The 12,980-nt window shown below is 74.4% G+C and carries 15 protein-coding genes; 9 read left to right on the forward strand and 6 right to left on the reverse strand.

What is annotated here, in order from left to right; translation table 11 throughout:
* Positions 1 to 7: 7 nt before the first annotated feature.
* Positions 8 to 1,420: a hypothetical protein gene (locus ACFYO8_RS10820; protein ID WP_354864537.1), complete on the reverse strand. Its 1,413-nt coding sequence runs from the start codon at positions 1,418 to 1,420 to the stop codon at positions 8 to 10.
* 124 nt (positions 1,421 to 1,544) lie between these two features.
* Between ACFYO8_RS10820 and ACFYO8_RS10825 the strand changes: the two genes are divergently transcribed.
* Positions 1,545 to 1,922 (forward strand): NADH-quinone oxidoreductase subunit A, encoded by a 378-nt coding sequence (locus tag ACFYO8_RS10825; protein WP_030501070.1) that lies wholly within the window; start codon positions 1,545 to 1,547, stop codon positions 1,920 to 1,922.
* Between the two features lie 28 nt (positions 1,923 to 1,950).
* Here the strand turns inward: ACFYO8_RS10825 and folP are convergent, their stop codons facing one another.
* The gene (gene folP / locus ACFYO8_RS10830) at positions 1,951 to 2,820 is read right to left on the reverse strand and encodes a dihydropteroate synthase (RefSeq protein WP_354864539.1); all 870 of its coding nucleotides are present in this window, start codon (positions 2,818 to 2,820) and stop codon (positions 1,951 to 1,953) included.
* A gap of 152 nt (positions 2,821 to 2,972) precedes the next feature.
* Here folP and ACFYO8_RS10835 point away from each other — a divergent pair, with 152 nt between their 5' ends.
* From ACFYO8_RS10835 to ACFYO8_RS10850, 4 genes are read left to right on the forward strand one after another with little or no spacing between them, the layout of a single operon-like run.
* Entirely contained in the window at positions 2,973 to 3,587 is a 615-nt protein-coding gene (locus ACFYO8_RS10835; RefSeq protein WP_354864541.1) for a DivIVA domain-containing protein, read from the forward strand.
* Complete coding sequence (locus ACFYO8_RS10840; RefSeq protein WP_354864543.1) at positions 3,584 to 4,084, forward strand: SRPBCC family protein; 501 nt, start codon at positions 3,584 to 3,586, stop codon at positions 4,082 to 4,084. Before ACFYO8_RS10835 ends, ACFYO8_RS10840 begins: the two co-directional genes overlap by 4 nt.
* A gap of 36 nt (positions 4,085 to 4,120) precedes the next feature.
* On the forward strand, positions 4,121 to 4,705 hold the full coding sequence (locus tag ACFYO8_RS10845) for a DNA-3-methyladenine glycosylase I (protein ID WP_354864544.1): 585 nt from the start codon (positions 4,121 to 4,123) through the stop codon (positions 4,703 to 4,705).
* 35 nt (positions 4,706 to 4,740) lie between these two features.
* The gene (locus ACFYO8_RS10850) at positions 4,741 to 5,364 is read left to right on the forward strand and encodes a hypothetical protein (protein WP_354864546.1); all 624 of its coding nucleotides are present in this window, start codon (positions 4,741 to 4,743) and stop codon (positions 5,362 to 5,364) included.
* 22 nt (positions 5,365 to 5,386) lie between these two features.
* Here the strand turns inward: ACFYO8_RS10850 and ACFYO8_RS10855 are convergent, their stop codons facing one another.
* Both ACFYO8_RS10855 and ACFYO8_RS10860 read right to left on the reverse strand, forming a co-directional pair.
* Positions 5,387 to 6,178, reverse strand: coding sequence for an enoyl-CoA hydratase-related protein (locus tag ACFYO8_RS10855; RefSeq protein ID WP_354864548.1), 792 nt, complete (start codon positions 6,176 to 6,178; stop codon positions 5,387 to 5,389).
* Between the two features lie 3 nt (positions 6,179 to 6,181).
* A complete protein-coding gene (locus tag ACFYO8_RS10860; RefSeq protein ID WP_354864550.1) occupies positions 6,182 to 7,000 on the reverse strand; it encodes a PaaX family transcriptional regulator C-terminal domain-containing protein in 819 nt (272 codons plus the stop codon).
* A 189-nt stretch (positions 7,001 to 7,189) separates the two neighbouring features.
* On the opposite strand from ACFYO8_RS10860, the gene ACFYO8_RS10865 reads away from it, so the two are divergent.
* Both ACFYO8_RS10865 and ACFYO8_RS10870 read left to right on the forward strand, forming a co-directional pair.
* Positions 7,190 to 7,357, forward strand: coding sequence for a DUF3117 domain-containing protein (locus ACFYO8_RS10865; protein ID WP_013283866.1), 168 nt, complete (start codon positions 7,190 to 7,192; stop codon positions 7,355 to 7,357).
* Between the two features lie 144 nt (positions 7,358 to 7,501).
* Positions 7,502 to 9,007: a leucyl aminopeptidase family protein gene (locus ACFYO8_RS10870; protein WP_354864553.1), complete on the forward strand. Its 1,506-nt coding sequence runs from the start codon at positions 7,502 to 7,504 to the stop codon at positions 9,005 to 9,007.
* Positions 9,008 to 9,019: 12 nt separating this feature from the next.
* Here the strand turns inward: ACFYO8_RS10870 and ACFYO8_RS10875 are convergent, their stop codons facing one another.
* Positions 9,020 to 9,592, reverse strand: a complete 573-nt coding sequence (locus ACFYO8_RS10875; protein ID WP_354864555.1) for an O-methyltransferase — start codon at positions 9,590 to 9,592, stop codon at positions 9,020 to 9,022.
* A 290-nt stretch (positions 9,593 to 9,882) separates the two neighbouring features.
* Between ACFYO8_RS10875 and ACFYO8_RS10880 the strand changes: the two genes are divergently transcribed.
* Together ACFYO8_RS10880 and ACFYO8_RS10885 are read left to right on the forward strand one after the other, a co-directional pair.
* The gene (locus ACFYO8_RS10880) at positions 9,883 to 11,187 is read left to right on the forward strand and encodes a trypsin-like peptidase domain-containing protein (RefSeq protein ID WP_354864557.1); all 1,305 of its coding nucleotides are present in this window, start codon (positions 9,883 to 9,885) and stop codon (positions 11,185 to 11,187) included.
* A gap of 72 nt (positions 11,188 to 11,259) precedes the next feature.
* Positions 11,260 to 11,682 (forward strand): preprotein translocase subunit TatB, encoded by a 423-nt coding sequence (locus ACFYO8_RS10885; protein WP_354864559.1) that lies wholly within the window; start codon positions 11,260 to 11,262, stop codon positions 11,680 to 11,682.
* 144 nt (positions 11,683 to 11,826) lie between these two features.
* Here ACFYO8_RS10885 and ACFYO8_RS10890 read toward each other — a convergent pair whose 3' ends face one another.
* Positions 11,827 to 12,975: an Mrp/NBP35 family ATP-binding protein gene (locus tag ACFYO8_RS10890; protein ID WP_091415052.1), complete on the reverse strand. Its 1,149-nt coding sequence runs from the start codon at positions 12,973 to 12,975 to the stop codon at positions 11,827 to 11,829.
* Positions 12,976 to 12,980 lie beyond the last annotated feature (5 nt).

Consider the following 12,980-nt stretch of genomic DNA (forward strand, 5'->3'; position numbering starts at 1 on the left):
TCCATGATCACCTGTCGGTGACGGGCCGCTCCGGTGCGGTGATGTCGCTGCGGCGGCGCAGCGAGCGGGTCGCCAGAGTCAGCGCGAGCACGACCAGGAGACCGGACACGGCGATCAACGCGATGGCGGCCCCCCGGACCGAGGTGTCGTCACCGTTCCGTTCGCCGGCGGCGGCGAGCACGCCCTGCGAGCCGGTCGGGGCCGGCGCGGCGACCGGCGGCGTGGCGTCCGCCGCGGCGGCGCTGATCCGGAAGCTCATCTGCACCTGCCGGTCCCGCCCGCTGCGCGGGTCGAGCCGGCCGATCACCGCGCCGGACAGCGGTGCCAGCCGCTGGGCCTCCGCCGAGGCGGCGAGCGTCAGCCGTACGCCGCCGGTCCGCCCCGCCGCCAGCACGCCCAGATCGCAGCGGGTCCGGTCGGCCGAGACCGGGCCACAGCCGGGCTCGTCGCCGGCGACGGTCACCCCGGCGGGCAGGAGAACGTCGATCCGGCCGACCGCGTCGACCTGGCCGGTGTTGCCGAGCCGGACGGTGAGGGTCGCGGGAGCGCCGCTGATGTCGAACAGCACCTCCTCGGCGAGCAGCGAGATGCCGGGTACCGGCGGCCCGGGCGGGAAGAGCACGGCGAAGCCCTCGTCGTCGTACGCCGCGCCGCTGACCCCGGGCGCGACGGCGGTGACCTGGACCGACCCGGCCAGGGGCATGGTCCGCCAGGCGTCGCCGTCGACCCGGACCCGGATGGTCGCGCTGAACCGGGCGCCCGGCTCCGCGTCCCACCCGACGCAGCGGTGGTTGCCGCCACCGGCCGGCTCACAGCCCGGGGTGCCCGCGTCGGACAGCCCGGGCGGCAGCGTGTAGCCCAGGCTGATCCGCTCCGCCCGCCCGCCGGTGTTGGTCACCGTCACCCGCAGCTCGGCCACCGTGGCGTCGGCGTTCCAGTAGGCCGGCGGCAGGACCACGTCGCCGGTGTTCACGCGTACCCCCAGGGGGCCGCCGGCCGGCTGCGCCGGAGGGGGCGGTGGGGGCTTGACCGGCGGCGCCACGGGCGGCGGCGCCGGCGCCGTGGTGGCCGGCGCGGCGGTGCTCGGCGCCGGATCGGCGGGCGCGCTCGTCGGCGGCGCGGCCGGCGAGGTCGGGACCGGCGCCGGGGGCGTGGTCGGTGGCGGCGGCGCCTCGGTGGGCGGCGGGGCCGTCGCCGTGGTCTCCGGCTCGCCGGTGGGCGCCGGGTCGCTCGGTTCGCCGCCGGGATCGCCGCCCGGCTCGACCGGCTCGACCACCCGGAGCGCGGCGGCCGGACCCGGGTGGGCGAGCGCTCCGGCCGGTGCCACCGCCACCATCGCCGCGACGAGCGCGGGCGCAAGCACCGCGAGGGTACGGCGGAACGCGGCCCGCCGATCGGGCGCAACGCTGGGGCGGGGCATCTGTCCTCCGGGCGATCAAGGGAATCCCATTATTCGGTGACACTTGCCATCGGGCACTAGTCCTGCCAGGAAACAAATTCGTAACGTGTCCGGGGCATCTGGACGAAACCGGTACGCTCCGCTCGTGACCGGATACCTGGGCTCGTACGCCACGCTCGGTCTGCTGCTGCTCGCCGCCGTGCTCTTCTTCGTGACGGCGTTCTCGGCGAACCGGGTGTTACGTCCGAGCCGGCCGGCCGAGCCGTGGGGCAAGCGGGCCACGTACGAGTGCGGCATCGACCCGGTCGGCGGCGACTGGGCGCAGATGCAGATCAGGTACTACGTCTACGCATATCTCTACGTGCTCTTCGCGGTCGAGGCGGTCTTCCTGTTCCCCTGGGCGCTGGTCTTCGACCGGCCCGGCTTCGGCGCCACCACGGTCGTGGAGATGGGCGTCTTCGTGGCGATCGTCGCGCTCGGCATCCTCTACGCGTGGCGGCGCGGCGTCCTGCGCTGGACCTGACCGGCGGGCCGGCCCCGGACCCGGCCCGCTAGGCCAGCCCGCGCCGGGTCGCCGCCGGCGGCCGGTCGCCCCGGATCGACGCCACCATGTCCAGCACGCGACGGGTCTCGCGGACCTGGTGGGCACGGAACACCCGGGCGCCGAGCCAGGCCGAGACCGCTGTGGCGGCGAGCGTCCCCTCCAGCCGCTCGGGCACCGGCAGGTCGAGCGTCTCGCCGATGAAGTCCTTGTTCGACAGGGCCACCAGCAGCGGCCAGCCCGTGCCGGTCAGCTCCGCCAGCCGCCGGGTGATCTCCAACGAGTGCCGGGTGTTCTTGCCGAAGTCGTGCGCCGGATCGATCAGGATGCCGTCCCGGCGCACACCCAGGCCGACCGCGCGTTCGGCCAGGCCGGTCACCGTGCCGAGCACGTCGGCCACCACGTCGTCGAAGGCGGCCCGGTGCGGCCGGGTACGCGGGGCGAGCCCGCCCGCGTGCGAGCAGACCAGCCCGGCGCCGGTCGCCGCGGCGACCCGGGCCAGCGCCGGGTCCGCCCCCGACCAGGTGTCGTTGAGCAGGTCCGCGCCGGCCGCGACCGCCTCCACCGCCACCTCGGCACGCCAGGTGTCGATGGAGACGACCACCTCGGGGAAGGCGGACCGGACCGCGGCGATGGTGTCGACCGTCCGCCGGATCTCCTCGGTCACGTCCACCTCGTCGCCCGGCCCGGCCTTCACCCCGCCGATGTCGATGATCTCCGCGCCCTCGTCCACCGCGCGTTCCACCGCGCGCAGCGCGCTGTCCTGGGCGAAGGTGGCGCCCCGGTCGAAGAACGAGTCCGGCGTGCGGTTGACGATCGCCATCACCACCAGCTCACCGGGGCCGAACGTCCGTCCGCCCAGCCGCAACGCCCCGGTCATGCCCGCCTCCTCGCCGCCGGACCGCACCGGCCGGTCCGACGCTATCCGGTCCCGCCCGCGCCACCCGTGCCGGTACCGCGAGGCGGCCGCATTCGCGGACTGGACGCCTCAGAGGGCTCGCCCGATCCCGCCCCGCATGCCACGATCTCTGCATGGGTGAGGTTTTGCTCCTCTTGGTCGTCGCGCTGACCGTCGCGGCTGTGGTGTTCGGGGTGACTGTGCTGGTCTCCGGCAAGGATCCGGGCCTCACGCCGGCCGAGCCGGACGGTCGGGCCGTGCCACTGCCCGGCAGCCGTCCGCTCGACGAGTCGGACGTGTCAGGCGTCCGCTTCGACACGGCGCTGCGCGGTTACCGGATGAGCCAGGTCGACGCGGCACTGCGCCGGGCGGCGTACGACATCGGCTACAAGGCCGAGCTGATCGGCGTCCTGGAGGCGGAGAACGCGGCCCTGCGGGACGGGCGTACCGAGGACGCCGACGCGCTGCGCCAGGCGCGCGAGGAGGCCGCCGCGACCCGCCCCGAGACCGAGCCGGCGCCCGGCCCGTCCGCCCCGGAGCCGGTGATGATCGACCTGTCCGCGCCGGAGCCGCCGGCCCGGACCGACGCCGACGGGCAGTCGGGACGCGCACCGGCCGAGGCGGGCGTGGCGGAGGCCCCGGCCGCCGCGGCCACCGAGGACACCGTCTCCCCGGCGGGCGGGAGCGCCGCGGGTCCGGCCGACGGCGACCGGGAGCGCGGTTCGGTGGTCCGCTCGGAGTCGGCGTGACCGGCGCCGGCCGACCGGCGGACGACTTCACCGAGGCGTCCCGGCGCGGCGCCGCCGAGGTCACCGCCACGGTGATCGTCGAGGCGCCGGCCGAGCGGGTGTTCGCCGCGCTCACCGCGTGGGAGCGGCAGTCGGACTGGATCCCGCTGACCCGGGTCCGGGTGGTCGAGGGCGACGGCGGCGAGGGCAGCCTGGTCGAGGCGGTCACCACGCTCGGCCCGGCCGTGCTCCGCGACGAGATGCGGGTGGTCCGGGTCGACGCGCCGTACGAGGTCGGCGTGGTGCACTGCGGCAGGCTGCTGCGCGGGCCCGGCGTGCTGCGCTGCACCCCGATGGACCGCGACCGTACGCAGGTGATCTGGCACGAGTGGTTCCACCTGCCGGGCGGGCCGGCCGGCCGGGTCGCCTGGCCGGTGCTCTGGCCCGGCTCGAAGTTCAGTCTCACCCAGGCGCTGAAGAAGTTCGCCCGGCTTGTCGAGCAGGGCCGCCTGCCCTGAGCCGGTCTGTCGGTGGGCTGACCTACCGTGGACGGCGTGACTGACCTGGTGACCGGCGCCGACGGGCTGCCGCGCTGCGCGTGGGGGGCGAGCACCCCCGACTACGCCTTTTACCACGACGAGGAGTGGGGCCGGCCGCTGCGCGGCGACGACGCGCTCTATGAGCGGCTCACGCTGGAGGCGTTCCAGTCCGGCCTGTCCTGGCTGACCATCCTGCGCAAGCGGCAGGCGTTCCGGCACGCCTTCGACGGGTTCCGGATCGAGTCGGTGGCCCGATACGGCGAAGCCGACGTGACCCGGCTGCTGGCCGACGCCGGGATCGTCCGCAACCGGGCCAAGATCGAGGCGGCGATCGCCAACGCCCGGGCCGCGTTGGAGCTGCCCGAGGGTCTTTCCGCCCTGCTCTGGTCCTTCGCGCCCCCGCCCCGGGCGGCCCGTCCCCGGTCCTTCGCCGAGGTGCCGGCCACCAGCCCGGAGTCCGTCGCGATGGCCAAGGCGCTCAAGAAGCGGGGCTTCCGGTTCGTCGGCCCCACCACCGCCTACGCGCTGATGCAGGCCACCGGGATGGTCGACGACCACCTGGCCGACTGCCACGTGAGCGGTGACCGGGCCGGGGTGTGACGGAGCGCCCCGCTCCGGCGTGATGGGATTGGGGCATGACCGACACCGAGCCGCGTACGAGCGGGACGACAGACGGTGCGACCACCACCGGCGCCTGGGGGGTGCTGCTGCCCGCCGAGCGCTTCGAGGCCGAGCGGCTGGTGCACCACGACCTGCTGGAGCTGACCGGGCTGCCCGAGGCGGCCCGCCCCCGGCCCGGCGACCAGGTGGCGGTGCTCGTCGACGAGCCGCTGCGCCTGGTCGCGCTCGGCCGGGTCGCGCCCGCGGTGTCCGGGACCCGGGAGGACCCGGACGATCCGCTGTCCGACCCGGTGGACGGGCCGCTCGTGGTCACGTACACCCGGCGGGTGCTCGACGAGCCGGTGCCGGTCGACGGCCCGGCGCCGGACGGCCCGGTCGTGGCGCTCGACCCGGCCCGCTGGCGGTCGCTGGTCGACCGGCTCGGCCCGCCGCCGGCCCGCAGCACCTGGCTGGTCAGCCTCGACCTGCCGATCGAGGCCGCGTCGCGCGCCGAGGCGGTGCGGATCTTCTGGTCCTACGTGCAGGAGTTGGGCCCGCGGGAGCTGCCGGCGTTCGTCTCGCCGTACGGCGACGAGCTGGCCATGCAGGCGTTCGTGCTGGGCGTCGAGGCCAACCAGGATCCGGAAGAGGACGACTGACCCGCCCGCCTGGCCGGCGCGGTCAGCGGCCCTGGAAGACCGGCTTCTGCTTCTCCACGAACGCCTTCGTGGCGGCCCGGTGGTCGGCGGTGGCGCCGCAGATCGCCTGCGCCTGCGCCTCGGCGGCCAGCGCGTCGGCGAGCGTGCCCGCGTCGGCGATGGAGAGCTGGCGCTTGATCGCCCCGTACGCGACGGTCGGGCCGGCGGCGAGTCGCGCGGCCAGTTCCTGCGCGGTCGGGAGCACCTGCTCGTCGTCGTCCACCAGCTTCGTCAGCAGGCCGAGCCGGCAGGCGTCGTCGGCGCCGACCGGCTCGGCGAGCATCAGCAGCTCGACGGCCTTGGCGTGGCCGACCAGCCGGGGCAGCGTCCAGGAGGCGCCGGTGTCGGCGGCGAGCCCCACCCCGGCGAACGCCATCAGGAACCGGGTCTTCGGGCCGCCGATGCGGAAGTCGGCGAGGAACGCCAGCGAGGCGCCGGCCCCGGCGGCCATCCCGCGCACCGCGGCGATCACCGGCTTGGGGAGGTTGGCCAGCCGGGCGGCGATCGGGTTGTAGTGCGTCCGGACCGTGCCCAGCGGGTCGGCGTCCGCGGTTTCGAGCGTCCGCACGTGCTCGCGCAGGTCCTGCCCGGCGCTGAACGAGCCGCCCGCGCCGGCGAGCACGACCGCCCGGCAGGAGCGGTCGGTCTCCAGCTCGGCCAGGGTGTCCCGGAGCGCCTCCTTGAGCGCCACGTCGAGCGAGTTCATCGCCTTCGGGCGGTTCAGTGTCAGGGTGACGACGGCGTCGGTGCGGTCGACGAGCAGCGGCTCGGTCACGTTCTAACGACCCTTCTGTCGGGCGAGGCGGTTGCTGGCGTCGAGGCACTGCTCGACGTACCGGTCGGCGGCCGGCCGGAGCCGGGCCGCGTGCCGGTCGAAGAAGGCGGCCGCGCTGGTGCCCGGCCAGCGCTCGGGCAGCAGTGCCGGGGGCAGTTGCGGATCCCGGAACAGGAACGTACGCCATGCGTGCACGAGCCGGAACCGGGCTGCGTAGGCGTCCTCGTCGTTGCTGCGCACCGTGATGCCGGACAGCAGCGGCTTCTGCTCGGCGACGAAGCGTTCGTACGCCCGGCCGATCTCGGCCAGGTCCCAGGCGCGGCGGACCACGCCCATCGCGCCGGGCGTGCCCGCCGCGTGCGCGGCGGTGAACCGCTCGAAGCGCACGCCCGCCTCGTCGAGCAGCAGGTCGACGTCCTCCCCCGGGCGGGTGGCCACCCAGGTGCAGTCGTCGAGCGTGCCGTAGCCGAGGAAGGAGAGGTTGGCGGCGAGCCGCTGCCGGTCCCGTCGGGAGGCGGGCGCGGTGAGCACCAGGAGATCGAACCGCCCGTCCCAACTGTGCCGCCCGGTCCGGTAGATCCGGGACGCCGCCTCGTCGAGTCGACGAGCCGCCTTCGGGGTGATCGAATATCCCGGTCCGGACGCGAGCCGGAGCGGTTCCAGCCAGCCCTGGCGGACCATCCGGGAGACCGCGGTGCGTACCGCCGGTGGGGCGATCCCCAACGGGGCGAGCAGCTTGACCAGGGCGGCGACCGGTGCGCGGCCACCCCGGGCCCGGAGGTGGTCGCCGTACAGGTCGAAGAGTGCCGACCGTGCCTGCATGACCGCACATTGTGACAGGCCTATCCAAGATAAGCTAGATGCTGTTACATCAATGCTGCTTCGGTTTGGGTCCGGCGGTGTTCATCAGGGAAAATCGTTGGTCGAGCCTTCCGTGATGTTGCGGATGGCGATGGCGAAGTGGCTGTGGGGCAACTCACCGACCCTGGTGTAGGTCTGAGGGGAGACAACATGGCGGCGATGAAGCCGCGGACGGGCGACGGTCCGCTGGAAGTCACCAAGGAGGGCCGGGGCATCGTCATGCGGGTCCCGCTGGAGGGTGGTGGCCGGCTCGTCGTCGAGATGACTCCCGACGAGGCCACCGCGCTCGGTGACGCGCTGAAGGCGGCCGCGGGCTGATTCGAGGAGTGTCCCGCACGGCATCCGCCGCGCGGGCGGTTCGTCCTACCCTGAGCCACCGGGCTGCCCGGTGGCTCAGGGTCTTTCTCGACGGGTGCGCCATAAAACGTGCCTGTTCACCCCTTTTCGGAGGTACGGTCCAGCGTGCTGGTCATTCGTCTGGTGAGTGGGCCCGCGGGGCCCGACGCTCTCGTCCTGCCCGTCCGCCCCGGAGGGCCGGATTCCCCGGGCTCGTCGGACTCCCCGGACTCGTCGGCCCCGGCGGACTCCCCGGCCCGGCTGGTGTCGACCGACGTGCCGATCGGCGACGACGTGCGGGCCGAGGCCGCCGCCGTGCTGCCCGCCACCCGGCTCACCGGCGCGGCAGGTGAGGTGCGGGAGCACCTGCGTCCCGGCGGCTCACCGGCGCGGCTGTGGCTCCTCGGTGTCGGCGACGGCGACGAGCGCGATTGGCGTACCGCCGGGGCGGCGCTGGCTCGCGCGGCGAAGGATGAGACACAGATCACCATCGCGCTTCCCGGCGAGGCGACGGCGGCACTGCGCGGCCTGGCCGAAGGGCTGCTGCTCGGCTCGTACCGGTTCCGCCTGACCGAGGCCGGCGGCCGGTCCGCCCTGGCCGAGGTGGCGGTGCTCGTCGACGACCCGGAGGCGCTCGCCGGCACGCTCGCCGCCGCCCGGGCCACCGCCGAGACGACCCGGCTCGCCCGGGACCTGACCAACATGCCCTCGTCCACCAAGAACCCGGAGTGGTTCGCCGCGCAGGTGGCCGAGGCCGCGTCCGGACACCCCGGCCTGCACCTGCGGGTCCGTGGCCCGGAGGAACTGGCGGCCGAGGGCTTCGGCGGTCTGCTGGCCGTCGGCGGCGGATCCGCGAGCGGCCCGCGCCTGGTGGAGCTGGACTGGCGGCCCGAGGGCGCGCGTACCCACGTGGTGCTCGTGGGCAAGGGCATCACGTTCGACACCGGCGGTATCTCGATCAAGCCGGTGCCGGCCATGAGGCTGATGCGCAAGGACATGGCCGGCGCCGCCGCGGTGATCGCCGCGACGCTCGGCGCCGCCGAGCTGCGCCTGCCGGTACGCATCACCACGCTCGCCCCGCTCGCCGAGAACATGGTCAGCGGCTCGGCGTTCCGCCCCGGCGACGTGATCCGGCACTACGGCGGGCTGACCAGCGAGAGCACCAACTCCGACGCCGAGGGCCGGCTGGTGCTCGCCGACGCGCTGGCGTACGCCGTCCGCGAGCTGAAGCCCGACCTGCTGATCGACCTGGCGACGCTGACCGGCGCGAACGCGGTCGCCCTGGGCAAGCGGCACGCCGCGCTCTACAGCGAGAACGACAGGCTCGCCGCCGGCCTGCTCGACGCGATCACCGCGGCCGGCGAGCGGGCCTGGCGGATGCCGCTCGCCGACGACTACCTGGAATACCTGGCCAGTGACGTCGCCGACCTGCACAGTTCGCCCGCGCAGGGCGCCGGTTCGGTGGTGGCCGCGCTGTTCCTGCGGGAGTTCACCGGCGACCTGCGGGACCGGTGGGCGCACCTGGACATGTCCGCGCCGTCGTGGTCCGACGACACGCACGGCGAGCTGGTCAAGGGCGCCACCGGCTGGGGCGTGCGCGGGCTGCTGCGCTGGCTGGCGACGCTGGACTGAGTCGGGCCTGGGTCAGGCCTTCACGGCGGCGAGCAGGCCGGGGCCGACCGGCAGCAGCGCGGGCACCCACTGCTCCGACTCGCGGATCGCCTTGATCGTCTCCCGCACGGTGACCGTCTCGACGTCGCGCGCGGCCGGGTCGCTGATCCGGCCGGCCGCCAGCGCGCCGTTGAGCGCGAGCACCCCGCCGGGGCGCAGCAGCCGCAGCGCCGCGTCCACGTACGCGGCGAAGCCGGTCGCGACCGCGTCCACGAAGACCAGGTCGTAGGCGCCGTCCGCGAGCCGGGGCAGCACGTCGAGGGCCCGGCCGGTGATGATCCGGGTACGCCCCGACGGAAAGCCCGCCTCCTGGAACAGCCGTCGGGCGATGCGCTGGTATTCGACCTCGACGTCGATCGTGGTGAGCACCCCGTCCGGGCGCATGCCGCGCAGCAGCCACACGCCGCTCACGCCGGTGCCGGTGCCGATCTCCACCACCGCCCGGGCGTTGCCGGCGGCGGCGAGCAGCCGCAGCGCGGCGCCCGAGCCGGGCGTGACCGCTTCCACCCCCACCTCGTGGGCGAGGGCGCGGGCCGTGCGCAGCACGAGATCCTCGGGGACGAAAGACTCGGCGAAGTGAAGTGCCTGGGCCGTCGAACTGCCGTGACCGGCGACCGTGGCGATGGGACACCTCCGAGGGGCGGACTGGTGCGAGGGGCGGTATGCACTGTGAGCGTAGAGGCGGGCCGGTACCGGCGCAGCCGCGAGTCCGCCGCCGAGTGCTCACCGACGGCAACCCCTGACCCCATCCGCGCCATCCGTGTAATCCTGGATGCGTCCCGCGCGTCACTGTCGTCCGGCTCCGCCGGCCGCCGGCGCGGGGCCAGCGGGACGGAGTGGGAGGCACCGACGTGACCGACGGCTGGGACTGGCGGCGGCCCGGCGGATCGCCGGCACCGGGTGGGCCGGCGTCCGGACGACCGCCGCAGGACGCCCCGGGTCAGGCGCCCTCGCCGTGGTGGTCCGACGCGCTGGCCGACCCCTGGCGAGACCCGTACGCGCCCGCCGCAGTGGTGGTTCCGGCGGCGCCGGCACCCGGTGCGGGGGAGCCGGAGCCGGTCGTCGACCCCGATCTGCCGACCCGGCCAGGGCTGCGCCAGGTGGTGCTGATTTCGCTGGTCACGGCGCTGCTGGCCGGTTCCCTGGGCAGCGCCCTGACGTACGCGTTCCTGCGCGGCGGCGACGTGCCGACGATCGGCGCGCAGTCCGGGCAGGCCCCGGCGCTGGCCCAGCGCAAGCCCGAGTCGCTGGCCGGGGTGGCCGAGCGGGTCCTGCCCAGCGTGGTCACCATCCGCGTGGTCAGCCTCGGCGGCACCAGCGAGGGCTCCGGCTTCGTGGTGACCAGCGAGGGCCACATCGTCACGAACGACCACGTGGTCGCCGACGGCCCGGGCAAGGCCACAGTCGTTTTCAACGACGGCAGCACCGCGGCCGCCACCGTGGTCGGGCAGGACCCGGAGTCGGACCTCGCCGTGATCAAGGTCTCCCGCACCGGGCTGGCCCCGGTGCAGTTCGGCGACTCCGACGCGCTCGCCGTCGGCGACCCGGTGCTCGCCATCGGGTCACCGTTGTCGCTCGCCAACACCGTCACCGCCGGCATCGTGAGCGCGCTGGACCGGACCATGCAGGCCGGTGAGCCGGGCGGGCCGACCCGCTACTACGCGGCGATCCAGACCGACGCCGCGGTCAACCACGGCAACTCCGGCGGCCCGCTCGTCGACGGCGCCGGGCGGGTGGTCGGGGTGAACTCGACGATCAAGTCGCTGGTGGCCGACGGGCAGGAGGCGGGCAACATCGGCCTCGCCTTCGCCATCCCGATCAACCAGGCGAAGCGGATCACCGAGGACATCATCGGCACCGGCAAGGCCCGGCGTACGGTGATCGGCGCCCAGGTCGGCGGCACCGGCGCCGCCGGCGGCGGGGTACGCCTCAACGCGGTCGAGCCGGCCGGCCCGGCGGCGGCCGCCGGACTGCGTACCGGGGACGTGGTGCTGCGGCTGGACGGCCACCCGATGACCGATCCGACCGACCTGGTGGCCCTGGTGCGCAAGTACGCGCCCGGTTCGGTGGTGACTGTCGAGTACCGGCGCGGCTCGTCGCGGCAGAACGCGTCGGTGACGCTCGCCGCTGACGCGAAGTAAGCAGCGGTCACCCCCTCCCGGATGGTCACCTGACGTGCGTAGTCTTGCCCTGACACGGACGAGGAGGCCGCGGTGTTCGAGAACCTGAACTGGTGGGAGATCGGCGTCCTGCTGCTCCTGGCGCTGTTGATCTTCGGGGACCGGCTGCCCAACGTGATCAGCGACGGCCTCCGGATGGTCCGCAACCTGCGCAACATGGCGCGCGACGCCACCGGCGACCTGAGTCGCGAGCTGGGTACGGACATCCAGCTGGAGGATCTGCACCCCAAGGCGTTCATCCGCAAGCACCTGCTCAGCGAGGAAGACGAGCGGGCGATCCGCAAGCCGCTCCAGGGCATGTACGACAACCTGCGCTCGGACGTCACAGGCGTGCACGACGAGCTGAAGGACGTGGCCAAGGCCGCCGACCTGCGCACCCCGAGGGTCGCCACCAGCGCCCCCGCATCCACCCCCGCGCCCCCGGCCCCCCGCCCGTCCTACGACGACGCCACCTGAGCGCCACTCCTTCGCGGTCGATCATGAAGTTGACGGCGCGACACGCCGCTCCGGCGACCGCCAACCTCATGATCGTCTGCTGAAAAGGGGTCGCCCCCTCCCGCTTGGCGGGAAGGGGCGACGGAAGCGGGGGAGCGGCGCGGGCTAGCGGCCGGCGGGCTTGAGGCCCAAGGGCTTGCCGAGCAGGGACTCACGGCGCACGGCCAGGCGGTCGGCGACCTGGAACAGCGCCTTCGCGGCCGGGGCGTCCGGCTGGGCCAGCACGATCGGCTGACCGGCGTCGCCGCCCTCGCGGACCCGGGTGTCCAGCGGGATCTGCCCCAGCACCGGCACCTGAGCGCCGATCGTGCGGGTCAGCGACTCGGCCACCGCCGCGCCGCCACCGGCCCCGAAGACCTCCATCCGGGAGCCGTCCGGCATCTCCAGCCAGGACATGTTCTCGATGACGCCGACCACCCGCTGGTGGGTCTGCAACGAGATCGCGCCGGCCCGCTCGGCCACCTCGGCGGCGGCCGCCTGCGGCGTGGTGACGACCAGGATCTCCGCGTTCGGCAGCAACTGGGCCACCGAGATCGCGATGTCGCCGGTGCCCGGCGGCAGGTCGAGCAGGAGGACGTCCAGGTCACCCCAGTAGACGTCGGCGAGGAACTGCTGCAGCGCCCGGTGCAGCATCGGCCCGCGCCAGACCACGGCGGCGTTGCCGGGGGTGAACATGCCGATCGAGATGACCTTCACGCCGTGCGACTGCGGCGGCATGATCATGTCCTCGACGCGGGTCGGCGCACCGTCGGCGCCGAGCATCCGGGGCACCGAGTGACCGTAGATGTCCGCGTCCACCACGCCCACCGACAGGCCCCGGGAGGCCAGCGCGGCGGCCAGGTTGACGGTGACGCTGGACTTGCCGACACCGCCCTTGCCGCTGGCGACCGCGTAGACGCGCGTCCGCGAACCGGGCTGGGCGAACGGGATCACCGGCTCGGCCGTGGCGCCACCGCCGCGCAGCTTCGACTGCAGCTCCTGGCGCTGCTCCGGGCTCATCACGCCGAAGATGATCTCGACCCCGCTCACGCCGGGCACCGCGCCCACGGCGGCGGTGATGTCACTGCGCAGCTTGTCCTTCAGCGGGCAGCCGGCCACGGTGAGCAGCAGCTCCACCCGGACCACGCCGTCCTCGTCGCGCTCGGCGGACTGGACCATGCCGAGTTCGGTGATGGGCCGGCGGATCTCCGGGTCGTTGACGGTGGCCAGGGCGGCCTGGATCGCGTCGGAGACGGTGCTGACGGGTGCTGACATGCCCG

The organism is Micromonospora sp. NPDC005257 (assembly GCF_042872445.1).
In the GTDB taxonomy this organism is placed as follows: domain Bacteria; phylum Actinomycetota; class Actinomycetes; order Mycobacteriales; family Micromonosporaceae; genus Micromonospora.

What these genes read in the sequence shown, in the direction of transcription:
- ACFYO8_RS10820 (WP_354864537.1), bottom strand. Translation starts at nt 1,420, where the DNA reads ATGCCCCGCCCCAGCGTTGCGCCCGATCGGCGGGCCGCGTTCCGCCGT.
- folP (WP_354864539.1), bottom strand. Translation starts at nt 2,820, where the DNA reads ATGACCGGGGCGTTGCGGCTGGGCGGACGGACGTTCGGCCCCGGTGAG.
- ACFYO8_RS10835 (WP_354864541.1), top strand. Translation starts at nt 2,973, where the DNA reads ATGGGTGAGGTTTTGCTCCTCTTGGTCGTCGCGCTGACCGTCGCGGCT.
- ACFYO8_RS10850 (WP_354864546.1), top strand. Translation starts at nt 4,741, where the DNA reads ATGACCGACACCGAGCCGCGTACGAGCGGGACGACAGACGGTGCGACC.
- ACFYO8_RS10860 (WP_354864550.1), bottom strand. Translation starts at nt 7,000, where the DNA reads ATGCAGGCACGGTCGGCACTCTTCGACCTGTACGGCGACCACCTCCGG.
- ACFYO8_RS10865 (WP_013283866.1), top strand. Translation starts at nt 7,190, where the DNA reads ATGGCGGCGATGAAGCCGCGGACGGGCGACGGTCCGCTGGAAGTCACC.
- ACFYO8_RS10890 (WP_091415052.1), bottom strand. Translation starts at nt 12,975, where the DNA reads ATGTCAGCACCCGTCAGCACCGTCTCCGACGCGATCCAGGCCGCCCTG.